The organism is Arcanobacterium hippocoleae (assembly GCF_040360365.1).
Classification (GTDB): Bacteria; Actinomycetota; Actinomycetes; order Actinomycetales; family Actinomycetaceae; genus Arcanobacterium_A; species Arcanobacterium_A hippocoleae_A.
Map to the genome: position 1 here is coordinate 1,752,648 of NZ_CP136412.1, position 22,426 is coordinate 1,775,073.

The following is a 22,426-nucleotide window of genomic DNA, read 5'->3' on the forward strand; positions in this document are numbered from 1 at the left end:
AGTTACGTGGACTCATAAACACTTTGCTGCCAGTTACGCGTGTTTGCGGGCATTTCGCCGCCAGTTACGTTGAGTCGCAAGTACTTTATCACCAGTTACGTGAAATCACGCGAACTTTGCCGCTTGGCTTGCACTTAGCCCCTAGCCCTCACACTTAGCCCGGATCGGACACTAACGGCACGCCGCCATAAGCAACGATTTTTGGCACTTAGCCCCACTTAGCCCCGCGCTTAGCCCCTATTGTCCCGAATGATATGCCTGAGTTGGGAACAAAAATCCCCGAACGATATGTTCGGGGAATATTTTGTGGCTCCGACCGGCGTCGATCCGGTGACCTTTCGATTTTCAGTCGAACGCTCTACCAACTGAGCTACAGAGCCAGATAGAAAAACACCCGGTTTCCCGGGAATTTTCCAGCGACCCTGACGGGACTTGAACCCGCGACCTCCGCCGTGACAGGGCGGCGCGCTAACCAACTGCGCTACAGGGCCTTAGTTGTGCACTTAGCATGCACTATAAGGTTGGTTTTTTCAAACCGTACCCCCAACCGGATTCGAACCGGTGTTACAGGCGTGAAAGGCCAGGGTCCTGGGCCGCTAGACGATGGGGGCTTGTTCATTTTCTGAACCGAAGTTCTTCTTTCGAACGGATAAAAGCTTAACGAGAAAATCAGTAAAATGCAAAATCGATAAAGCGTGCCCTCTGTCACACTAGAATTTTAATGTTTTTCTGTGCGGATTTGAAGTATATTTTCGCACGTATTTTGGGGAAATTTTGCTGAAATGATGGGTGGAAGCAGAAATTCTTGAATCGAAAAATTCTTAAATCGGAATATGGCGTTTTTCGACATCTGGTTTGCGGTTCAGAATGCGAAGTTGGGATTTATCTAAAATATTTTAACTGTTTAATACGCGCTGTGTTTCGGGAGTCGAACCGTCGATTATTTTGCCGGATGTAAACTGTCAGGCGTTTGCAGGAGCCGAGTATTGCTCAATGTGCGGTACATGCCCGCCAGTGTTAATCGTTAATTTTCCAAGCGCTTTGAGCTATCGGAAATTATTTCACAGTTTCTTGCGGTATCTGGATGATATAGGCGGTCGAGGAGCAGGAAAGGGGGCAGGGTTGGGAATAAGAAAGTTAATTCGGCGGGGTGCAATCAGGTGAAATCAAAACTTGCTGTGAATTGAAACTCTTGATGAAGCAAAATTCGAAACTCGAAACTCGGAATGAAAGATGAAATAAGTCATGAAATCTATGTTTAGTGAGACGCTTTTCGTTATGTCGCTTTTCAGTTTTCGCTATCTCGCTTTTATCTCTTCCCGCTGTGTTTATTTCGTTGTGTTTATTTCGTTGTGTTTATTTCGCCGTGTTGATTTCCGGCTTGGCGATGTCAGGCTTGCTGGTATTGGTCATACTGATATTGATTGTGTTGATATTGGTCATACCGATATTGGGCATACCGATATCGGGCATACTGATTTCCGTTGTACTGGTAGCGGGAGAAGCGCCTGTGAGTACAGATAAATCATTTTGCTGTTGGCGCGGGATGGTTTCTAGCGGTGTTTGCCGGGGTTGCGGGGAGCAGCTCAGCATCAATCCGACAATTAGAATCGCCGCGCAGCGGTTTCCGGGGTTACGGGGATTGCCTGCGAGCGGAGATAAATCATGCTCTTAGAGAGACGCGTTCCCGTCGTGATGTTAGTGCATTAGCCTATAGACATGCAGTTTTTATTCAAAACAGGTGCGGAGAAGTTCTTCGCGTTCACGGCAGGTGTGCTTACAAGTGTTGAAAGTAAAGCGAAGATTTTCACCGCAGCCGGAGCAACCGAGGCAGCCGGAGCGGGCGGAGCAGCCTGGGCAGAGCCAGCAGCAGGTGCAGAGGGTGCAGCTACCGAAGCAGTCGAAACAACTTTTGACCTCCTCCAACTAATCCTTTCAATCGGTTTAGGAGTTGGCGCCGGCGTGATTGTCGGCTTAGTAATTGTCGCTGTTTGCCGTTTCGCAGGAAAACATCACCCGTATCTAAAACCGTTTTTCGAAGCCTGCGCGCGTCCGCTTACCGCGCTTTGTCTGGTGCTTGGGGCAACAATAGGTTTCCGAACACTCGAAAGCGTGAAAGACGCGGCTAATCCCGGTTGGTTCGCCACAGTAGAACATCTATTTTTGATATTACTTATTGCTGCTGGCACTTGGCTTGTAGTGGGCGCAGTGAATGGAGCCGTCGAGCTAATTCATAACCGAATGCTCGAATCGTCAGAACGACGGGCAGCGCGGGTGCGTACCCAGACCCAAATTCTGCATCGGGTGATAGTAGTGGTGATTTGGGTGCTCGGTTTTGCGGGAATACTGCTCACATTCCCATCGGCACGAGCTGCGGGAGCGTCGCTTCTCGCATCTGCCGGTCTTGTTTCGGTAGTTGCCGGTCTTGCAGCGCAAACAACTTTAGGGAATGTGTTTGCCGGCCTGCAGCTCGCTTTTTCTGATTCGATTCGCGTCGGCGATATTGTGCATTACAAAGGGAATTACACTACCGTCGAGGAAATTACACTTACTTACGTGGTGCTTGCAGTCTGGGACGGCCGGCGGATTATCGTGCCTTCTTCGCTGATGACAACCGAGCCGTTTGAAAACTGGACTCGCCGCAAGCCGGATATGATCGGTGAAGTTACCTGGGAAGTTGATTGGTCGCTGCCAATCGAAGCAGCACGGAAAGAATTTATGCACCTGCTTAATAATACCGATTTGTGGGATGGCAAAACGGGGGTGCTTTCAATCAATGATGCAACGGCGAATGCGCTGATATTGCGTGCCGTGGTGTCTGCGGAGGACTCGGCAACGCTCACGGATTTGAAATACTATCTGCGTGAAAAAATGGTGCTTTGGATTCAACGTGAGGCGCAGCAGGCGATTCCGCATCAGCGTTACGGAGAATATCCTCCGGTGAATATTGCTGAAAGTCAGCAGATTACGAACGGGATATTGGAGGAGCGGCTGCAGCGTGAACAGCCGGTTGTTTTTATGCCGAAAGGTTCCCAAGATCGCGGCGGAGTTTTTTCGGAAAAAGATTCGACGGCAGTTATTACACTCACTGAGCTGAAGAAATTGGGAGTTGTTTCGGAAGATTCCGCCGCCGCGAAAAGCGCCTTGCGGGATAACGGGAAAAGCCCGCAGAATCAGGATCAGGATGATACGCAAAAATTTCGCAGGTGCCGGTGCGGTACGGGATAAACGATGACGTGCGGGATGAGGCGCATGATACTGCGCAAGAAGATCGGGAAAGAATACCGCAGTTGGATCAGACGATAGTGATGCCGCGGGTTTCTGGAATTTCCCGTGACGGTTTTACTGAAAATTCTGCGGAACAATCAGGTGTGAAATCAGAAAATCAAACAAAACAGATTCGCAAAATTACTGATACCGGAGTGCGGGAAGGGCACGAATCTTCATTGTTTAGCGGATCTCCGGAGGCGGAGGAACGGAAAAAGGAATTTTCTGGTCCCGGTGATGACGTTTATGAAGAACGGAATCGGAAGATTGCGCAGACTAACGCTAGCGGTGAGATTCATCCGGTGAAAGTTCATGGCGACGGCAGTGCAGCTGAAGTACAGAATCCTGGCAGCGAAGCAAACACGGAACGGAACGAAGTTCAAGAATCGAAAGAAACTTTGAAATAAAACTTGAAAATAAAACATTGATTAGTTCGGAACTAATCAACTGTCGGAAAGTGAAAATGAGTGGAATGACCGAGAAAATGACTGAGAAATTGAACAATGTAAAGAACAGCGTGACAAAAAGCGACGAAGAATGGCGGGAGCAGCTGACGGTTCCCGAATATCGCGTGCTGCGGGAAGCCGGTACTGAGCGGGCTGGCAGCGGGATACTTCTTGGCGAGAACCGTCCGGGAACCTATTTTTGTAAGGCTTGCGGAGCAAAACTCTTCCGTTCTGAAAAGAAGTTTGAATCTTTTTGCGGCTGGCCGTCGTTCTTTGATCCGGATGAGAATGATGCTGTCCGTTATTTGAAAGATTACTTGCTCGGATATGAACGCATCGAGGTGCGGTGTGCAGCTTGCAATTCTCATCTTGGGCATGTTTTTGACGATGCGCCGCAGACTCCCACCGGAAAACGGTACTGTATGAATTCGGTGTGTCTCACCTTTCATCCCGATGGCGAACCGGAAAGCGCTCGAGTGCGAGGCTAATACGAGATCTGCGCAAGCAGCCGCTGGGTGTGAAAATTTGGCCGCAGGACTGGCCTATCCGGCAGATAAGCCGCGGACGCAAATTGGTTTCCTGTACAGATATGGAGCGGAACTAGTTTCGAGCAATGCTGTGCATTTGCCGATTTCCGACCGCCGTTTATCACTCGCAGAGGTCGCGTTAAATTAATTAATGCACTGCCGGAAATCTGTTTCATCCCGCACGGGCGTTCATTTCTTGCGCACCGGAATTTTCCGGATATGCAATTTTCGCTGCGGCGATTGCCCTCGCTGCAGCGAAAATAAATATTCCGGCGTCAGCGCTGTGCAAGAATCGCGTGAATTAAATCTGCCACTGGATTTTCAGTATTTGGCAGCAGATATTTTGCTTTCGCAAGCAGGTCGGGAGTGGCGCCGGGAGCGGCCACGGAAATCCCCATTGTGTCCAGCCAGGAAACGTCGTTTCCGGAATCTCCTGCGCCAAGACCGGTGTGTGAATCCAGCCCGAGGGCCTGCTGCGCTAGTGTGATGCCGTCGAGCTTGGAGATATTCGGCGGTGTGAGATCAAGGAACTCCGGGCCGCCGCGCACCGCACTTGGGAAATAATTCATAATTTCCGGTTCAATCTCTGCAATCCGATTCGGGGCTGCGGCGAAAGTAATTTTTGTCAGATTTTTCCATGGAATCTCATCGATTTTCACATGCCGAAAATCTCGTTTCCCATTTGAATTTTCGATTGCCACTTGTGAAACATGCGGAATAAACGGTTCGTGCGCATCAACCATTACTTCGTCGACAGTTTCGATGAAAAAAGTTACGTTAAGTTTTCGGGCTGCGGAAATAGCGCGGCGTGAGACTTCTTCCGGAAGCAGTTTTACATCGACGAGCCGGCTGTTCACTCCATCCCAGACTACGGAACCGGTAGAGGCGACAATCCACCCTTTCACACCGGCATCTTCGAGAATATATTTGCTCCATTCGAGTGCGCGTCCGGTAGCGATGATAATCGGGATTCCGGCTGCAGCAAGTTTCCGTAAGGCGGCATTGGTTGTTTCGGTGATTATGTTCTGCGTATTTGTGAGAGTGCCGTCGACATCAAAAACAAAGTGTGTCGGCTGTGCGGCATCCCAGGGAGACGGTTGAAATCAAGCAAAGTCGGTTCGTTTTTCATCATCATTAATTTTAGGTGAAATTTGTGCCGGAGCGCTGAATCAGTAGCTAGATTCCACTGCCGGCGATAGAATGGGGAAAATCACATATTTTTTCTGAAGTGAAGTATTTAAGTGAAGCATTTAAGTGAATTATTTAAATGAATCGTAAGCGGATAATTTATCTGTGAGCTGCGAACGTGCAGGAATAAAACATGGGAGGGCAAAAGTATCCGCAGAATCAAAAGTAAAAGTACAAGTACAAGCGCAAGGCAGAAAGCACTAAATGTTTTCGGGAACAAAGAAGCAAACCGGGAAATAAAAACAAAGAAGCAAACCGGGAAATAAACTGGAAAACAAACAGAAATAAACCAGAAAATAAACCGCAATTTACCAGGACTGAAAACAAAATTCACAAAGAAATGGAGGAAGCGAACATGAGCGGCATTCAACCCCGCAGACCGGCACAGCTAAAACCGGAGCAGATGGAGCTGATTCAAGGAGAGGCGGACACTGCATTCAGCTCAGAACTAGCACACACCTGCGCGCAGGTAATTATCCCGCTGCCGACGGCGCATGCGCTTGATACGGAAACAATTGCGCGCGTAAAAGCTTTAATTCAAACTGAAGGCGTCGATTTGCTGGCTGAAGCATGGGTGACATCTCCTGAAGATTCACTGCCGGGAATTCTCTGGCGCGGGTATTTGCTCCGCGAATGGATTCGGCGTTTTCCGGATGAAGCTATTGGGCGTTATACGGCAAGCCGAAAGTATTTCGCGGTGCAGGAACCGGAAAAGCTTGATCTGGTTCGCGAACCGCAGGATTTGCAGGCAGTATGGGATGAAGTCTTTGCCGGGGATTACCGCGGAGATTTTGCGCAAGTGCTTCGAGATTCTGCCCGTTTTTGCGATTTTCTCGGATCCGTGATTCCGGGTTGGGTTGCGGATGAGACGCATCCGCTTGCCACTGCAGTCACTCTTCGCGAAACTGCACTGCTGCGAGTCGCGTCCGAATTCCTCCATGCAGGCGAGCTGCTTCGCGGCGGTAAACTCAGCTAGTTTACCTAGTGTTTACCAATATTCTCAGATAGAAAAATCCGTGAAAATACTAGGATTAATCTGCCATGATTAAGGTTATGAGCGACGAGCAACTAAATCTTGAAAATAACCCGGCTGAATCGGATGACGACGGTACAGTACCGGGCACGCCGGATACCCTAGACCGCATCGGCATCGATATTAATGCCGAAGGCGGCGCGAAAGCGGAAAAGCGCGTTGATGCTGAAGTTAATTACGCCCCGAAAAAGAAACGTAATCTTAGTGAACGCGCCGATTTAGAGCTCGCGAAAGTGCGTCTTGGCTCAGCTGTTTCTCCGCGTTCTTTAATGGAAATGGCGAAAGCGGCAGCTGCGAAAAACGATTCGAACGCTGAGGGCAGCAGCAAGAAAAATACCGGTGAAACACCGCTTCCGGAAGGGCGTTTCGCTGATCGGGAACTTTCTTGGCTCGCTTTTAACGAACGTGTGCTGGAACAAGCAGAAGATCAAGATTTGCCGTTGCTTGAACGCGCTTGGTTCCTCGCTATTTTTGCTTCAAATCTTGACGAGTTTTATATGGTTCGCGTCGCTGGTTTAAAGGCGCGAATCGAAGCCGGTGTGGCAATGACGAAAGCTTCCGGTCTTGCACCGCGGCAAGTACTTGCAGGGATTAACGAGCGGACACACGAACTGATGGAACGTCATGCTCGGATTTTTGCCGACGATATCCAGCCGAAACTCGCCGCAGAAGGAATCCAGATCCGCCATTGGAACGAATTGGATGAATCAGCAAAAGAACGGTTAAAGAAGTTTTATCAGAAGCAGATTTTTCCTGTTTTGACCCCGCTTGCTGTTGATCCGGCGCATCCGTTCCCGTACATTTCCGGGCTTTCGCTAAATCTTGCCGTAATATTGCAAAATCCGAAGACCGGAAAAGAGCTTTTTGCACGGGTGAAAGTGCCGTCGTTACTTCCGCGTTTTATCTCAGTCGATTCTGAAGGCCGCCCGTACCGTCCGGAGGAAGTACCGCTTGACGCGGAGGGGCGCACAGTATTTGTCCCGCTTGAAGAAGTTATCGGAGCGCATCTTTCCGTGCTGTTCCCGGGGATGAAAGTATTAGACTATTCAACATTCCGTGTCACGCGAAATGAAGATTTGGAAGTTGAAGAAGACGACGCTGAAAATCTTTTGAAAGCGCTTGAGAAAGAACTGAAGAAACGGAAATTTGGTCCGGCTGTGCGTCTTGAAGTAGCCCAGTCGATGAGCAAACATGTGCTTGCGCTGCTGATGAAAGAGCTGCAGGTGCGCGAGGCTGACGTGCTGCGCTTGCCGGAACCGCTTGATTTAACGGGTTTGAACGAAATTCATGATCTTGACCGCACCCATTTAAAGTATGAAAAGTTTGTACCGGTTACTCCGCGCGGTTTTGCCGAATATGAGTCGGCGAGCCCGCAAGATGTTTTTGAGTCGATTGCAAGTCACGATATTTTAGTGCAGCACCCGTACGATTCGTTCTCGACATCGGTACAGCAGTTCATTCAGCAAGCCGCGAAAGATCCAAAAGTGCTTGCAATTAAACAGACGCTTTACCGCACCTCAGGCGACTCACCAATTGTGGATGCACTGATTAAAGCAGCTAATGCGGGGAAACAGGTACTTGCCGTCGTTGAAATTAAAGCCCGCTTTGACGAGCAAAACAATATTGAATGGGCGCGCAAACTTGAGAAAGCCGGCGTACATGTGGTGTACGGTATCGTCGGGTTAAAAACACACTGCAAGCTCTGTTTAGTAGTGCGGCAAGAAGGCGAAGGACTGCGGCGCTACTGCCATGTGGGTACTGGGAACTATAACCCGAAAACGGCCCGCGGTTATGAAGATATTGGTTACTTCACCGCCGATCGGGAAGTCGGGCAAGATTTGACCCGCCTGTTCAACCAGCTTTCCGGGTACTCGCCGAAAGTAAACTTCCATCGCTTGCTTGTGGCACCGGTCGGTGTGCGCGATGGAATTCTCAAATGTATTGCGCAGGAGACGAAAAACAAGCTTGCCGGGAAAGAAGCGTGGATTCGCCTGAAAGCCAATGCGGTGGTCGATGAACGGATTATCGACGCGCTCTATCGGGCTTCGCAGGCAGGGGTGCCGGTAGAAATTCAGGTGCGCGGTATTTGCTGTTTACGCGCAGGTATTCCTGGGCTTTCCGAAAATATTAAGGTGCGTTCGGTACTTGGCAGATTCTTGGAGCACTCCCGTGTGTATGCGTTCCATAACGACGGCGATCCGCAAGTATTTATCGGTTCTGCCGATTTAATGCACCGCAATCTTGATCGGCGTATTGAAGCGTTAATTTCGATTCACAATCCGGAGATGAAAGCGTTCCTGATTGATCTTGTTGCTGTTGCCTGTGCTGATACTACTGCGTCTTGGCATCTGCAGCCGGATGGTTGGGTGCGTGTGGCGTATGATGTGCAAGGGAAACCGCTTGTGCATGTGCAGGATCTTTTAATGCGGCGTGCCCGCGCGAGCCTTTCCAGCGGGCGGAAAAAGAACCGTTTTCCGACGGTTCCGCGTGTGATGAAGTTTCAACCGGTAGTAAGTGAAGGCAGTGCCAAGTGGCAGGAAAACGAATTGCAGATGTTGGAATCTGGGCAGCAGGTGCAATCATCTGGCGTGAGCAGCCAAAAGGAGCTGGCAAAGGCGCTGGAAAAGGACGGATTGAAGTCTTGGTTGTCCACCGTCCGCACCAGCGTGACTGGTCTTTTCCGAAAGGGAAGCTAAAGCCGCATGAGACAATGCGTGCCTGTGCGCTGCGGGAAATCCGTGAGGAGGCGCGCGTCGATATTGTGCTTGGGATTTCCCTCGGCTGGCAGGTTTATGAAACGGCTGCGGGGAAAAGAAAGCAGTGCATTTCTGGGCGGCGCAGGTAGTTGATTCGCGGTCCGCGATTTTGCGTGCACGGAGGAAAACGAAGTCGGCACCGAAGCATGAAATTGATCGGATTGAATGGTTTTCAGCAGCGAAAGCACTCCGGCTGCTCACTCATGAACGCGATGTGCAAATGCTGCAGAAACTTGTGCAGTATTATGAGCAGCGGCAGCTTGATACACGTACGCTGATTGTGGTGCGTCATGCGAAAGCGATTAAACGCAGTTCCTGGAAAGGCGGAAAAGGTGCAGAGCATACCCGGCCGCTGAGTGCTTCCGGCAAACTGCGGGCGCAGGAATTGGTTGGTGAACTTTCCGCATATGGGATTAGTTCGCTTCGGACTTCGCCGTGGCGGCGCTGTGTGAGCACATTTCAGCCGTACGCAGAGATTACTGGCGTGAATTTACGGCGGAAGAATGGAATGACCGAGCGTTCATACGCAAATGACACAAAGTGGGTTTCAAAGTATTTCATGCAGATGGTGGCGGATTTGCAAAAGAATCGTGCAGTATGTGTGCATCGTCCGACGCTGCCGGGATTTTTGGTGCAAATTAAAGAGTTTTCCACGGCAGAGCAGTTTGCGAAGATTCGGCGGAATGATCCGTGGCTTGAACCAGGAGAAATGCTTGTGCTGCATCTTACAAAACGTGCGGATGTAAAGCGGAGAATTGTGCAAATTGAACGTGTGAGCAGTGATCTTACGAGTTAACAGCGGAATTTTTCACAGCGTTCGAGACCCTTATTTGCGCGAAAAAGCGAAGTTAACAAACTGTTAACCTGCCGTGCGTTTGAAAGTTAATTTTAGCGGTTACCGTAAGTGACAGTTGGAGGAAAATCCTCCAAGGAAGCAGGAATGAAATCCTGTTCGAGACTCAAAGGAAACCGAATCTTGAAAATTACACGCGGTACTCAGATTCTCGCAGCGGCAAGTGTACTCACTTTTGGTCTCGCTGCATGCGGCAACTCTACAGACAACAAGAATGCGGACGCTCCAGCTAAGGATAATGAAAAAGCTTCAGCGCTGTCCGGCACAATCAATGGTTCCGGTGCAACCTCGCAGCAGAAAGCACAGCAGGCATGGCGTGATAACTTTACGATGGCAAACCCGGATGTTGTAATCAATTACGACGGCACTGGTTCGGGTACTGGCCGTGAACAGTTCATCTCCGGTAAAGTCGCGTTTGCCGGCACTGATTCACTGCTTAAGGCAGAAGAAGTGAAAGCAGCTACTGAACGCTGCAGCAGCGAACCGCTTGAACTTCCGCTCTATATTTCCCCGATTGCTGTGGCTTTCAACTTGCCGGGCATTGAGCACCTCAATATGAGCGGCGAAGTTATCGCAAAGATTTTCGACGGCAAGATTAAAAAGTGGAACGATGCAGCTATTGCAGATTTGAACAAGGATGCAAAGCTTCCGGATCTCCCAATCATTCCGGTGAACCGTGCAGATGACTCCGGTACTTCCAAGAATTTCCAGCAGTATCTTGCGGCAGCTTCAAACGGTAACTGGAGCTATGAGCCGGACGATGTGTGGCCGGTAAAGGGAACACAATCCGCTGAAGGTACTTCCGGCGTTGTTTCGCTCGTAAAGGGCACTGAAGGTGCAGTAACCTATGCCGATGCTTCCCAAATTGACGGTCTTGGTTCCGCAGCAGTGGAAGTTGCCGGCGAATTCCTTCCGTATTCTCCGGAAGCGGCGGCAGCCGTCGTTGACGGATCTGAACCGGCGAAAGACGCAACAGATCGGCTTCTCGCTTACGATTTGAAGCGTGACGGTTCAATTAAGGGTGCATATCCGATTGTGATGGTTTCGTACCTTGTTGCTTGCAGCGAATATAAGGATGCAAACGACGGGAAGCTTGTGAAAGCATATTTCAACTACATCGCTTCAAAGGAAGGCCAGGAAGTAGCTACGAAGGCTAAGGGCGGTAACGCTCCAATTTCTGACGCACTTCGCGCTAAGGTTACGGCAGCATTAGATCAGATTAAGGGCTAATATCAGCCGCACCACACTTTAAGTTTTAATCAATAGTTTTGAGCGTGGGCAAGCCATTCGGTATGCTCACGCTCAAAGCGCGAAAAGGATGGAGCCAGCGTAGTGGCACATAAATCCGATTGGAATCTCAAAGGCGGCGCGAAAGCGCGGAGCACTGACAAAGCCTACGGTGGTTTGGTGACGTTCGCGGCTTCGTTCATTCTGATTCTGCTCGCAGCCGTCGCAATATTTTTGCTTCTCTCTTCGAAAAACGCGCTGTTTGCAAGCAACGATACGATTCAGCAGGAAGTCGGCTTTGCAGCCGGGATGACTTTCTGGCAATTCGTTGGTGCAGCACTCTTCGGGACGCTCCTTGCCTCGGTTATTGCACTGGTAATCGCAGTGCCGTTTGCTGTGGGCATTGGGCTGTTTATTTCACATTACGCTCCGCGGAAAGTTGGTACCGTCGCAGGTTATGTGATTGACTTACTTGCCGCAATCCCATCAGTAGTTTTCGGCTTGTGGGGGATGCTTACGCTTGAACCGCTGATGCGTCCGATTTTCATGTGGATTTCCGGCGTGCTCACCAAGATTTTCCAGTTCCTTTCCGGCACGGTTGAGGTTGTTGGAGAGAAAGAGGTTTGGAGCGGAGGGCTTCCGGGATTCACGTACATGGCGCAAAATTTTGAATGGTGGCCGATTCGTCCCGACGCCGCAGTATTTACTCCGCCGGCGCGAAATATTTTGATGGGCGGAATTATTCTTGCGATTATGATTTTGCCGATTATTACCTCGCTTTGCCGGGAAGTGTTTTTGAAAACTCCGCGATTGCAGGAAGAAGCCTCGCTTGCGCTCGGCGCCACCCGTTGGGAAATGATTAAAATGGTTGTGCTCCCGCATGGACGTTCCGGGATTGTTTCCGCATCAATGCTCGGTTTAGGGCGTGCGCTTGGTGAGACGATGGCGCTGCTGATGGTGCTTTCGCCGGGTTTGAAAGTTAATTTCGACTTGCTGAAACCGGGGCAGCATTCGACGATTGCCTCGCAAATTGCGTTGCGTTTCCCGGAATCCTCCGGTTTAGGGTCTGATTTCCTGATTGCCCTTGGTCTAATCCTCTTCGTGGTGACTTTTGCGGTGAACTTTATTGCCCGCGCGATTGTAGCGCGCTATTCCGAATTTTCAGGAGCGAACGAATGAGTGCAAATACTGTAACTGAAAATAAGACTGTGAAAGATTCAAAGAATCAGAAAATTCTGAAGTTCGCAAACTCAAAGCCGGAAGCAGCAGGGAAATCTTTCCTTTCACAGCAAAAGCATCTTCCGGCATGGTTCAACCTGGCGGCGCTTGCTGTTGCGCTTGTGATTGCGCTTCTTTTCAATGTGTTAATGAAACCGGAAGCGGACTGGGTGAGTGCCGGAATCTGGACTGGCCTGATTTTCCTCGTGATTGCGGTGATTTTTGGGTATTCAGTGGAAGGGCGCCGTTACGGTGCAGACCGAGTGGCATCTTCGCTGATTATCGGGACGTTTATTCTCGCCGTAATTCCGTTGATTTCTTTACTTTATACGGTTCTGCTGCAGGGATGGGCGCGGATGAGCGCCGGCGGTTACCTCACTGCTACTACCGCCGGAACTTCAATTGCAGGAAGCGTCACCGGCGTGGGGCATGCGATTCTCGGTACTTTTATTATTACTGGGGTGACGGCGCTAATTTCGGTACCGCTCGGAATTCTTACCGCGGTTTATCTTGTCGAATACGGCAAAGGTCCATTCGCCAAAACAATCACTTTCCTGGTCGATATTATGACGGGGATTCCCTCAATTGTGGCTGGTCTTTTTGCTGCAGCAATGTTCCCGCTGATTTTGCAGGTGCTTACGGGGAGTCCTGAATTTAAAACCGGATTTTCCGGATCCGTCGCACTTGTCGTGTTGATGACGCCAATCGTGGTGCGGAATACGGAAGAACATTTACGGCTTGTGCCAAACGGCTTGCGTGAATCCTCTTATGCGCTCGGTGTGACGAAAGCGCGAACAATCAACAAGGTGGTTTTACGCACTTCAGCTTCCGGCATTATTTCCGGCGTAGTAATTGCGATTGCGCGTGTGATTGGTGAATCAGCACCGCTGATGATTACTGCCGGCACTACCGATATTTACAATATGAACATGTTCGACGGACAGATGCTCACGATGCCGGTATATGTCTACTACCAGTACAAGCAAGGAAATATGGAAAACGCTTGGGGCGGGGCGCTGTTGCTGATTCTGATTGTGCTGCTGCTGAACCTGGCTGCACGTTGGATTGCAAAGAAGTTTGCACCTGCAGGTGAAGCGTAATGCGCTTAATGCTGCATTTAATGCCCGCAGGTTTTGCCGGCGGATTTAACGCTGATGAAAGGATATGAAGTGTCTCAAGGAATTCAAGCTCAGAACTTAAATATTTACTACGGAGATTTCCTTGCCGTAGAGAATGTGAACGTAGAAATTGCACCTAATTCGATTACGGCGCTTATTGGTCCGTCAGGCTGCGGTAAGTCTACTTTCTTACGTTCGCTGAATCGGATGCATGAGGTGATTGCCGGCGCGAATGTGAAAGGTTCGGTTTATATCGACGGTGAAGATATCTATGCGCCGGGAGTAGACCCAGTACAGGTGCGTCAGCACGTCGGAATGGTGTTTCAGCGCCCGAACCCGTTCCCAACTATGTCAATTGCGGACAATGTGCTTGCCGGAATGCGGTTAAATAATAAAAAACTGCCGAAGGATGAGGCGGAACGGATTGTCGAAGAATCTTTGCGCGGTGCGAATCTTTGGGAAGAAGTTAAAGACCGCCTTGATCGGCCCGGTTCTTCACTTTCCGGCGGGCAGCAGCAGCGTCTTTGCATCGCACGTGCAATTGCGGTCCGGCCGGAAGTACTTTTGATGGATGAGCCTTGTTCTGCACTTGACCCGATTTCAACTCTTGCAATTGAAGATTTGATGCAAGAGCTGCAAAAGGATTACACCATCGTGATTGTGACCCACAATATGCAGCAGGCAGCGCGTGTTTCGCAAAAAACTGGTTTCTTCAATATTGAGGGGACCGGCAAACCGGGGCATCTTGTCGAGTATGACGATACTGAACGGATTTTCTCAAATCCGGCAAAGAAAGAAACCGAAGATTACGTTTCAGGCCGGTTTGGGTGATTTATTTTCCGCGGGTATTACCGCAATATTCAAGAATTAAAAATGCTATTGCTGCAGTGCATTAGCGATTTTTCCGGGCTGCGCTTCGGTGCTGCGATTGGTGTGATTCTTTTAGTTTGCGTGAATGCGTTTCATGGGGTGTTAGCTGTAATTTCTCCAGCCGGCACCCCATGAATTTTTACCTGTTTTCGCTTTTATATCTATCGGTTATGTCTATCAGTGTGCAAGTATTTTTGCTCACGGTGCTTCCAATGCTTCCGCTGAAGTTTGCGCGGCGTGCGGGCCTGGTGATAACAATGCTGCTGAGCTGCCGAAATAGGCTGCTCAGCAGCATTGCCGTCGGAAAACTTCCAGCGTAAATTATGTATGGCGCGAATGCGTGAAATGGCACGAATATGCGAAATCTGCACAGCGTGATTTACGCAATCCCATGCAGTAATCCGTAAGTCACAATCGCGACGGCTGCAGCAGCTGGAATCGTTAAGAACCAGGCGGTCACGATATTGCCGGCCACGCCCCAACGTACTGCAGATTTCCGTGTGGTTGCGCCCACGCCCATAATCGCAGCGGTAATTGTATGCGTGGTAGAAATCGGTGCGTGCCAGAGGAACGCAGTGCTGTAAAGCACGCCAGCAGCTACCATCTCCGCGCCGAACCCGTGCGCCGGATCAAGTTCGATAATTTTCGAACCGAGAGTTTTCATAATTCGCTTTCCGCCGGTGAACGTGCCGAGTGAAATTGCGAGAGCCGCACAGAGCTTTACCCAAAGCGGGATACCGCTGCCGTTCCAATATCCGCCGGCAGCGAGCGCGAGAACCACTACACCCATTGTTTTCTGTGCATCCTGCAGTCCGTGTCCGAGCGCCATTAATGCTGCCGAAACGGTTTGCGCGTGGCGGAAATTGCGCATTGTGCGCTTATAGGTAGCATTGCGGAAGAAATACAGCAGCACTTTCATTACGAGAAATGCGAGCAGAAATCCGACCACCGGCGAAAGGAACATGGGGATAACTACTTTTTCGCCGATAACCAGCCAATGTACATCTACCGAAGCTGCCACACCGGCACCCATTAATCCGCCGATCAATGCGTGTGAGGATGAGGAGGGCAGCCCGAGCCACCAAGTAATCAGATTCCAGGCGATTGCACCGACCAGTCCGGAAAGTACAATAATCAAACCGTGATTATCTCCGGGCGGAGCAATAATACCTGAACCAATCGTTTCTGCCACGCCAGTACCGAGCAGTGCGCCGATAAAGTTCATTACCGCTGCCATTATTAGCGCCTGGCGCGGAGTGAGCGCACGGGTGGCGACGGAAGTGGCGATTGCATTTGCGGCATCGTGAAAGCCGTTCGTGAAATCGAAAATAAACGCAATTACCGCTACCAACGACACCAGAAAGAGAGTCATTGAGATGTCCATGCTTTAGGACTCCTTGATTGCAATGCTCTCAACAAGCCCAGCAAGATTTTCGAATGAATCAATTGCGGATTCGAGCGTATCGACCACGAATTTCATCTTCAGCACTTCCATCGGCTGTGAATCTTCAGCATTGAAGAGTCGGGAAATTAGCGAACGGTAAATTGTGTCGCCGTGGTTTTCAAGCTGGTTAATCCCAACCCAGTAGGCACGGGTCTGCTCGTCGAGCTTCTGCAGATTACTCAATGCTTCTGTAGTGGTTTCGGCACAATCGTTGATGATTTGTACAAGTTTCAGGGCTTCTTCCGGAAGTTCATTCACTCCGTAAAGCACAATGCCGTCGCCAGCTTCGTCAATCAAATCTACACAATCATCCACAAGTGCTACGAGTGCATAGAGATCCACTCGGTCATAGGGGAGCACAAAGCTGTTATTGATTAAATGCTGGACTTTATGGTTTGCCTCATCTGCCAGATTTTCCACATCGTGGAGTTTCAGATTTAAGTCGGCACGTGCTTCAGGTTTGGCTTGTGCTACCTGCGCGAGAATATTGGCTGCTGAGACGAGGTGTTTCGCCTGTTCGCTGATGAGCTGAAATACAGCTTTGCCACCACCAAATTTGGCCATCGTGATTCATTCCTTAGCTATGTGAACTACTTACAAGTAAACAATAATTTAACTTTTCGTTAATTTTACAGTTGTGCGAAAAATCAGACGGTCCAGTTGTTTTAGAAAACAGTGATGTGAAACTCGGTGTACTCTTGATTAGGACTAAATCCCCACAAAGAGTGTCGATTATACTATCCTTAGAAAATCTTGTGTCGTTTTGCGCTTCCGGTGAGAAAATCCGGAAACAGCGTTTCGGATTTCCAAGCTGAAACACGGAATTGCCAGCGGCAGCGGGCAAAGACGGCAATAAACACGACAGCAATAAATACGACGGCAATAAAAATGGCGGAAATAAACAAAATAACACGCCTAATGCCGGTAAAAATGGAGAAAGTCTTGACGATAGCGAATCAAATATCAGGAAGCTTTGCGCTTGGCGGAAGCGGTAAATCTGCCGTCGATGCAGATTCCTTGGAAACGCAAGCTGATAGCGGAAATACTTTTCACAGAACGGTGCGCAGGCGGCCGCGGAAAAACCGGAAGTGCTTGCACCCGCAGGAAGCCTGGAAACTTTACGCACAGCAATCGACTTCGGTGCAGACGCAGTGTATTGCGGTGGAAAGTCGTTTGGAATGCGGGCCGCCGCAAAAATCTTTCGTTGGAAGATTTTGCACAGGGCGTTGCTTATGCTCATGAGCGCGGTTCGCGTGTATTTGTGACGTGTAATATTTTGCCGAATTCGGATGAAGTTTTGGCGATGAATGAGTATCTGGGGCAGCTTGGTGAAATTGGCGTTGATGCGTTAATCGTTTCCGATATCGGGGTCCTGATGGCTGCGCGGCAAATGGCGCCGAATACTGAAATACATATTTCCACTCAAGCTGGGGTAACGAATTATCAAGCTGCGAATGCGCTGCATCAGCTGGGTGCTTCACGTGTGGTGCTTGCCCGTGAATTGAGCCTTGAGGCGATTCGGCAAATGCGGGCGAATGTGTCTGACGAACTGGAGATTGAAGCTTTTGTACATGGTTCAATGTGTATGGCTTTCTCTGGGAGATGTTTAATTTCACAGCACACCACCGGGCGTGACGCGAATCATGGAGATTGTGCACAGTCGTGCAGATGGAAATATCACGTAGTTGAAGAGAAGCGCCCGAACCAGTTCATTCCAGTAGAGATTACCGATCAAGGGACGTTTATTTTTAACTCGCAGGATATGAATTTGCTTAACTCCGTACATGAAGTAATCGACGCCGGTGTGACAAGCCTGAAAATTGAAGGCCGGGCAAAGGGCGCATACTACGTTGCGGCGATGGCGAATGCTTATAAAACCGCGGTAAATGAATATATGCGGCAACGCGGTTTTGAAGATGCCGACGGTAATGAGCTGCGCCCGTTTACACAGGAGGCGTTGCGGGAGGACACGGCTGCGAAGAGAGCCGGGGCCGTCGCATATCCGGAATGGCTGCGGGAAGAACCGTTTAAGGTGACACATCGTGAATATTCCACGGGGTTTTATTATCCAGACGCGCCGGCTTCAGAGAATGTAGTTACGGGCGGATATATTAATGAATGGCGTTGGCTTGGCGAGGTCCGCGGATATGATCCGGATCGGAAACGTTTGACGATTTATGCGCGAAATAAGATCGCTCCAGGGATGGAGATTGAATTTCTTGCTCCGGGAGAGCACCGGTGGTGATGTCAGTGCCGGATACGGGTTTGTTGGACGAAAAAGGTAAGCCGGTGGAGCAAATCAATCATCCGGCACACGAGTTTTCACTTCCGTGCGATTTGGAGATTCCGGGTGGTGCGATGATTCGTGCTCGGATGAAGCGCGGATTTTAGCTGGTTTTTGGGTTTATGCTCAGCGGTTTAGTCGTGCTCAGGTGAAGTGCGGGTTTTAGCTGGTTTTCGGGTGGTTTGGATTCGTGCTTGCGGTTTGGGTTTGTGCTCAGCGGTTTGGGTTTGTTCTGGTCACGGGCTTAAAGTTGCGACGGCTCTCCCGTCGTTAATCAAAACCGCGCATTTCGCCACCAGTTGCGTAAGCCCGCAAGCATTTCGCCGCCACTTACGTAAGTCAAAGCAGATTCTGCCAACACTTACGCGGCTCGAAAGCACTTTACCACCGGCTTATATGCAATTCGCGAACTTTGCTGCTTGGCCCGCACTTAGCCCGGTTTAACTGGGAAACCAAAAAATAATGGGAGCTGCAGAAAATTTTGCAGCTCCCATTATCTACACCGAAGACACCGAATCTGAGAGCGCCTGTCGGCGCGAAGGCCGCTCGCAGCGGCAAATTATTGGAGCCCGGGGCTTTCGCAATCCGATGTCTTGATTAATACTCTAATGTCAGTATCTTAATTTGCCAAGATATACGCACAGCACGTATTCCTAACTTTCACGAAAAAATGCACAAACGTGCTCTGGTTTATTCGTGACATACCGCACGCTAAAGCGATAGAGTGTAGCAAACTTGGCGTTTTTTCCGCAGAGACATGGCAGAATGGAGCCGTGACTTCACGAAAAAATGTAGATTTGCCAATCACCACTGTCAAGATTTGGCGCTTTAGCGCGAGTGTTATCCTCGCTGCCGTCGGCTTGCTATTCGCAGTACTTCTTGTACTTTGTTCGGCCGTTTCAAATTTATTTGCGGCATTAATTTTTGCGATTCTTGCAGTTTTTTAATTCTTGGGTGGCCGGTGCTTGTCGGGCTTCCGAATCGGCAGATTTCCCAATTTAGCCTTGTGCTTGTTGCGGTGCTCGGGATTCTTGCTGCATTGCTGAAAGATTATCATTGGATTGCTTTTGTTGCTGCTTTTGGAATTTTGCTTACTTTCGTGTTGGAAATGTTCCGAAAAAAGGTGCGCTGCGCCGAATCGAGCAGATTTCAGGTACCTATTTGGGGATAGCGCTGATTCTTTCGGGGACATTTTGGATTGAGACAGCTGCTTCCGATTTCGGGTTGAAAGTTGCATTGGTGTTTGCGGCAGTTCTTGCGGCTGTAAGCGTAATTAGTATTTTCACTACACGTTCAGTCTTTTTTTAAGTCTGCTCAATGGGCTGGTTTTCGGTTTTGTCGGTACATATTTGCTTGATATTTACTTTTCCGTCGGGGCAGTCGCGGGAATAGCTGTACCAGTTGCTTATCGGCTTTCGTTTGAAGCTTTTAACAATGTCTATCGGGCGAATCCGATATTTCCGGTGCTTACATATGCGGCAATCCCGATGAGTTCGCTTGGGTTTATTGCTTTTGCGACGGCTGAAATTCTTGGATGAAAATTCTGGTGAACATTGCGGTGCAGATTTTTGATTAAAATTCTGTGCTCGTTGGGGTTTGACGCTGCGATTTTTGTGAATCGCAGTACGGGATATCTTGGCCTGCCGCGATTTGTGGAACCTGATTTTCAGTCTTGATGGAGCATGCCCTAGATACCGAGAAATACTAGGGATAGCCTGCCCGTGATGAAGTATGTCGGCAATTGTGATGCGTTCATTTTGCGAAAGATAACGAGAAGAAATCGGCTGGGGCTTATCCATATCAACACGGTACCAATCCGCGCTCGGTTTCTCGTTACGCCCACTGTTTCTGGTCCGCCCATTACTCCAGACCTTGCCCGTACGTTTCGAAACCTCAACAGCCCTGGCTGCTTGCGTGAAATTCAATCCCTCGTTTAATAACTGAACATAATAAACACGACGAGCAGCACACATCAACGAACGCGACGCATACGCAACACCACGATACTCCCGCAACACCCGAAAACACTCCCTCCCACATCAGGTGCTGCAACGACCCCTAGATTCCAAGTTTCCCTTTGAACTCGAGGGGGAGGGAAAAAATAAGCTGGTTTGTTTATTTTCGCAGCCTGAACTAATTCACTTTTAGATTAACTTTTTCGGCTGCGTTATTGTTGGCTAATCTAGAGGTATGGATTCTGAAACCGAAAATGCAACCGCCATTGCGGCAAATAGCGCAACCAATAGTATCGCCGGTGATGCAGCAGATAGCGGGGAAAATTTTTCCGACGGATACACGCTGATTCCGGAAGCTGTATTGCTGGCGGGAGAGCGTGTGCCGGTTCATTTCGGCAATCCATTCCGTGAGGAAGAAGCGCTTATATCCGGACGTGCTTTTGCTGATTTGAGTTTCTTTGAAGTGCTAAGTGTCTCCGGTCCCGACCGGACGAAATGGCTGCACTCGCTCACTACCTGTTCTTTCGAATCTCTTGGCACGGGGATTAGTGCCGAAATGCTTGTGCTGAGTCCAAACGGGCAGATTGAACATGCGGCGGCTGTAATTGATGACGGCGAACGCACCTGGATGATTTTAGATCAGGGGAAAGCTGACGGGTTTGCGCAGTTTCTGTGCCAAATGAAGTTTATGATGCGTGTAGAGATTGCCCGTCACAATTTTACAATTATTGGGTTCGGGGCAGTGCTTGATGATGTGCCGAAAGAGCTTCGTGATTCGGCAATCTTTTCCTGGCAAGATCCATGGCCGGAAATAGCTGCGGGCGGTGCGCATTACGGGATTATGCCGGGCACGCATCCAGGTGCGGAGGTGAAACGGACGCTTTTGGCTTTTCTAATCAAAATTTGCTTGCGCCGCAGTTAAAATCAGCAATTGCCGACGGGTGGAAACCTGCAGGTTATCTCGCATGGGAAGCGGCGCGGATACGCTGCTGGCGTCCGCGGCCGGCAAGTGAGATGATTCAAGGCGTGCTTCCGCATGAGCTTGATTTGCTGCGGACTGCAGTTCATCTTGCGAAAGGGTGTTACCGCGGGCAGGAGACAGTTGCAAAGATTGTGAACCTTGGCCGGCCTCCGCGCCGCCTGACCTATCTTTATATCGAAGCAATGTCAGACACGCTGCCGGAAGCGGGTGCGGAAATATTTCATGGAAAACGGAAAGTTGGCGTGCTGACATCAGTAGCACGTGATTATGAAGACGGTCCGGTCGGGTTAGCGTTGATTAAACGCGCAGTCGATTTAGACGCTGTGCTCACAATCGGCGGTGTGTTGATACCGCAAACGGAATCTGCGGCAGTGCAGCCAGATACGGCTGGGAGCGAAAATGCTGCAGCTGCTGCGATTTTTATTGCTTCACAGCGCGAAATAGTTTCCCGCGAGGGGAAATCGTCAGTTTCCCCGGCGGAGCGTCCGGGAAGTGAATTGCCGCGGCATCGCGGCAGCTAGTTCGATGGTTAAATTGGAGATAGCGGGAAAGACAGCAGAATATGAGAATCGTGATTCAGCGGGTGCGTGAAGCGGCAGTATCCGTCGTGGAAGAAAATTTTGCAGACGGAAGCGGCAAATTTGAACGTGAAGTCGGCCGAATCGGAATGGGGCTTTGTGTGTTAGTCGGAATCACGCATGGCGACGGCGAACTGCAGGCGGCAAAAATGGCACGGAAAATTTGTGAGCTAAAACTTCTTCGTGATGCAGAAAATAGCGACGATACTGCGAGTCGGCGAAGCGTAGAGGAAGCAAATGCCTCAGTATTATTAGTTTCACAGTTCACCCTCTATGCGGATGTGAAGAAAGGGAAGAAACCGAGTTGGTCGCATGCAGCTCCCGGTGATGCGGCGCTGCCGGTTTTCAATCAACTTGCTGCGCAGATACGTGCGCGCGGAGTGCATGTAGAAACAGGTTCTTTTGGTGAAATGATGAACGTACAGCTGATTAACGACGGGCCGTTCACTATCGTGTATGAGTGCTGAACAGCATTTCAATCTAATTGGGCAAATACAGTTTTTGGAAAATTTCATGAAGCTTTCCTCGCTGTTTACGGAGCTGGCGATGTCACGCCAGTGGCGAAATGGCTAGAAGCTCAAGAGCTGGCGCCGATAATGTATAAACCAGATTATTTTCGGATTATTTTAATCCGCGTAATTTCGATTCACGCAGAAATTGCAGAAGCTGCACAAATTTAG

Annotated in this window: 25 protein-coding genes, 3 tRNA genes and 2 pseudogenes; 22 read left to right on the forward strand and 8 right to left on the reverse strand. The window is 49.7% G+C overall.

What is annotated here, in order from left to right; all coding sequences use genetic code 11:
* Positions 1-307 precede the first annotated feature (307 nt).
* From RQN30_RS09035 to RQN30_RS09050, 4 genes are all read right to left on the reverse strand, one after another.
* Positions 308-380, reverse strand: a tRNA-Phe gene (locus tag RQN30_RS09035).
* A 37-nt stretch (positions 381-417) separates the two neighbouring features.
* Positions 418-491 (reverse strand) — tRNA-Asp (locus RQN30_RS09040).
* Positions 492-538: 47 nt separating this feature from the next.
* Positions 539-611: transfer RNA gene (locus tag RQN30_RS09045), tRNA-Glu, on the reverse strand.
* A 745-nt stretch (positions 612-1,356) separates the two neighbouring features.
* Positions 1,357-1,593, reverse strand: a complete 237-nt coding sequence (locus RQN30_RS09050) for a hypothetical protein (RefSeq protein ID WP_353060187.1) — start codon at positions 1,591-1,593, stop codon at positions 1,357-1,359.
* A 126-nt stretch (positions 1,594-1,719) separates the two neighbouring features.
* On the opposite strand from RQN30_RS09050, the gene RQN30_RS09055 reads away from it, so the two are divergent.
* The 3 genes from RQN30_RS09055 to msrB are packed head-to-tail and all read left to right on the forward strand — an operon-like array spanning position 1,720 to position 4,201.
* Positions 1,720-3,228: a mechanosensitive ion channel family protein gene (locus tag RQN30_RS09055; RefSeq protein ID WP_353060188.1), complete on the forward strand. Its 1,509-nt coding sequence runs from the start codon at positions 1,720-1,722 to the stop codon at positions 3,226-3,228.
* Entirely contained in the window at positions 3,213-3,674 is a 462-nt protein-coding gene (locus RQN30_RS09060) for a hypothetical protein (RefSeq protein WP_353060189.1), read from the forward strand. The genes RQN30_RS09055 and RQN30_RS09060 overlap by 16 nt, the downstream gene beginning before the upstream one ends.
* 56 nt (positions 3,675-3,730) lie before the next feature.
* Positions 3,731-4,201: a peptide-methionine (R)-S-oxide reductase MsrB gene (gene msrB / locus RQN30_RS09065; protein WP_353060190.1), complete on the forward strand. Its 471-nt coding sequence runs from the start codon at positions 3,731-3,733 to the stop codon at positions 4,199-4,201.
* Between the two features lie 314 nt (positions 4,202-4,515).
* Here msrB and RQN30_RS09070 read toward each other — a convergent pair whose 3' ends face one another.
* A complete protein-coding gene (locus tag RQN30_RS09070; protein WP_353061828.1) occupies positions 4,516-5,262 on the reverse strand; it encodes an HAD-IIB family hydrolase in 747 nt (248 codons plus the stop codon).
* Positions 5,263-5,783: 521 nt separating this feature from the next.
* Here RQN30_RS09070 and RQN30_RS09075 point away from each other — a divergent pair.
* The 9 genes from RQN30_RS09075 to RQN30_RS09115 all read left to right on the forward strand — a co-directional run bounded on the left by RQN30_RS09075 (position 5,784) and on the right by RQN30_RS09115 (position 14,638).
* Positions 5,784-6,404, forward strand: coding sequence for a hypothetical protein (locus RQN30_RS09075; protein ID WP_353060191.1), 621 nt, complete (start codon positions 5,784-5,786; stop codon positions 6,402-6,404).
* 65 nt (positions 6,405-6,469) lie between these two features.
* A complete protein-coding gene (locus tag RQN30_RS09080; protein WP_353060192.1) occupies positions 6,470-9,157 on the forward strand; it encodes an RNA degradosome polyphosphate kinase in 2,688 nt (895 codons plus the stop codon).
* Entirely contained in the window at positions 9,103-9,306 is a 204-nt protein-coding gene (locus tag RQN30_RS09085; protein ID WP_353060193.1) for an NUDIX domain-containing protein, read from the forward strand. Before RQN30_RS09080 ends, RQN30_RS09085 begins: the two co-directional genes overlap by 55 nt.
* Positions 9,282-10,013 (forward strand): histidine phosphatase family protein, encoded by a 732-nt coding sequence (locus tag RQN30_RS09090; RefSeq protein WP_353060194.1) that lies wholly within the window; start codon positions 9,282-9,284, stop codon positions 10,011-10,013. The genes RQN30_RS09085 and RQN30_RS09090 overlap by 25 nt, the downstream gene beginning before the upstream one ends.
* A 180-nt stretch (positions 10,014-10,193) precedes the next feature.
* On the forward strand, positions 10,194-11,300 hold the full coding sequence (pstS, locus tag RQN30_RS09095; protein ID WP_353060195.1) for a phosphate ABC transporter substrate-binding protein PstS: 1,107 nt from the start codon (positions 10,194-10,196) through the stop codon (positions 11,298-11,300).
* A 102-nt stretch (positions 11,301-11,402) separates the two neighbouring features.
* A complete protein-coding gene (locus RQN30_RS09100; RefSeq protein ID WP_353060196.1) occupies positions 11,403-12,476 on the forward strand; it encodes a PstC family ABC transporter permease in 1,074 nt (357 codons plus the stop codon).
* Complete coding sequence (gene pstA / locus RQN30_RS09105) at positions 12,473-13,615, forward strand: phosphate ABC transporter permease PstA (RefSeq protein ID WP_353060197.1); 1,143 nt, start codon at positions 12,473-12,475, stop codon at positions 13,613-13,615. The genes RQN30_RS09100 and pstA overlap by 4 nt, the downstream gene beginning before the upstream one ends.
* A 54-nt stretch (positions 13,616-13,669) precedes the next feature.
* A complete protein-coding gene (gene pstB / locus RQN30_RS09110; RefSeq protein WP_491608668.1) occupies positions 13,670-14,464 on the forward strand; it encodes a phosphate ABC transporter ATP-binding protein PstB in 795 nt (264 codons plus the stop codon).
* A gap of 48 nt (positions 14,465-14,512) precedes the next feature.
* Positions 14,513-14,638 carry a hypothetical protein gene (locus tag RQN30_RS09115; protein ID WP_353060199.1) on the forward strand — a complete coding sequence of 42 codons (126 nt, stop codon included), beginning with the start codon at positions 14,513-14,515 and terminating at the stop codon, positions 14,636-14,638.
* A gap of 244 nt (positions 14,639-14,882) precedes the next feature.
* Here RQN30_RS09115 and RQN30_RS09120 read toward each other — a convergent pair whose 3' ends face one another.
* Positions 14,883-15,881 (reverse strand): inorganic phosphate transporter, encoded by a 999-nt coding sequence (locus RQN30_RS09120; protein WP_353061829.1) that lies wholly within the window; start codon positions 15,879-15,881, stop codon positions 14,883-14,885.
* 9 nt (positions 15,882-15,890) lie between these two features.
* The gene (locus RQN30_RS09125) at positions 15,891-16,511 is read right to left on the reverse strand and encodes a DUF47 domain-containing protein (protein WP_353060200.1); all 621 of its coding nucleotides are present in this window, start codon (positions 16,509-16,511) and stop codon (positions 15,891-15,893) included.
* A 260-nt stretch (positions 16,512-16,771) separates the two neighbouring features.
* Here RQN30_RS09125 and RQN30_RS09130 point away from each other — a divergent pair, with 260 nt between their 5' ends.
* From RQN30_RS09130 to RQN30_RS09155, 6 genes and pseudogenes are all read left to right on the forward strand, one after another.
* Positions 16,772-16,942, forward strand: a complete 171-nt coding sequence (locus RQN30_RS09130) for a hypothetical protein (protein ID WP_353060201.1) — start codon at positions 16,772-16,774, stop codon at positions 16,940-16,942.
* Between the two features lie 156 nt (positions 16,943-17,098).
* Positions 17,099-18,192: pseudogene (locus RQN30_RS09135) on the forward strand (U32 family peptidase).
* Positions 18,186-18,338 (forward strand): U32 family peptidase C-terminal domain-containing protein, encoded by a 153-nt coding sequence (locus tag RQN30_RS09140; RefSeq protein ID WP_353060203.1) that lies wholly within the window; start codon positions 18,186-18,188, stop codon positions 18,336-18,338. Before RQN30_RS09135 ends, RQN30_RS09140 begins: the two are co-directional and overlap by 7 nt.
* Before the next feature lie 666 nt (positions 18,339-19,004).
* Positions 19,005-19,178, forward strand: a complete 174-nt coding sequence (locus RQN30_RS09145; RefSeq protein WP_353060204.1) for a hypothetical protein — start codon at positions 19,005-19,007, stop codon at positions 19,176-19,178.
* Between the two features lie 14 nt (positions 19,179-19,192).
* Entirely contained in the window at positions 19,193-19,402 is a 210-nt protein-coding gene (locus RQN30_RS09150) for a hypothetical protein (protein WP_353060205.1), read from the forward strand.
* A 178-nt stretch (positions 19,403-19,580) separates the two neighbouring features.
* Entirely contained in the window at positions 19,581-19,769 is a 189-nt protein-coding gene (locus tag RQN30_RS09155) for a hypothetical protein (RefSeq protein WP_353060206.1), read from the forward strand.
* 137 nt (positions 19,770-19,906) lie between these two features.
* Here RQN30_RS09155 and RQN30_RS12605 read toward each other — a convergent pair.
* Positions 19,907-20,249 (reverse strand): annotated as a pseudogene (locus RQN30_RS12605) (IS30 family transposase); the annotation flags it as partial.
* 172 nt (positions 20,250-20,421) lie between these two features.
* On the opposite strand from RQN30_RS12605, the gene RQN30_RS09160 reads away from it, so the two are divergent.
* The 4 genes from RQN30_RS09160 (at position 20,422) to RQN30_RS09175 (ending at position 22,426) form a co-directional block, all read left to right on the forward strand.
* Positions 20,422-21,108: a YgfZ family protein gene (locus RQN30_RS09160; RefSeq protein ID WP_353060207.1), complete on the forward strand. Its 687-nt coding sequence runs from the start codon at positions 20,422-20,424 to the stop codon at positions 21,106-21,108.
* On the forward strand, positions 21,090-21,689 hold the full coding sequence (gene ygfZ, locus RQN30_RS09165; protein ID WP_353060208.1) for a CAF17-like 4Fe-4S cluster assembly/insertion protein YgfZ: 600 nt from the start codon (positions 21,090-21,092) through the stop codon (positions 21,687-21,689). The genes RQN30_RS09160 and ygfZ overlap by 19 nt, the downstream gene beginning before the upstream one ends.
* A gap of 41 nt (positions 21,690-21,730) precedes the next feature.
* Entirely contained in the window at positions 21,731-22,213 is a 483-nt protein-coding gene (gene dtd / locus RQN30_RS09170; RefSeq protein WP_353060209.1) for a D-aminoacyl-tRNA deacylase, read from the forward strand.
* A gap of 90 nt (positions 22,214-22,303) precedes the next feature.
* Positions 22,304-22,426 (forward strand): hypothetical protein, encoded by a 123-nt coding sequence (locus tag RQN30_RS09175; protein ID WP_353060210.1) that lies wholly within the window; start codon positions 22,304-22,306, stop codon positions 22,424-22,426.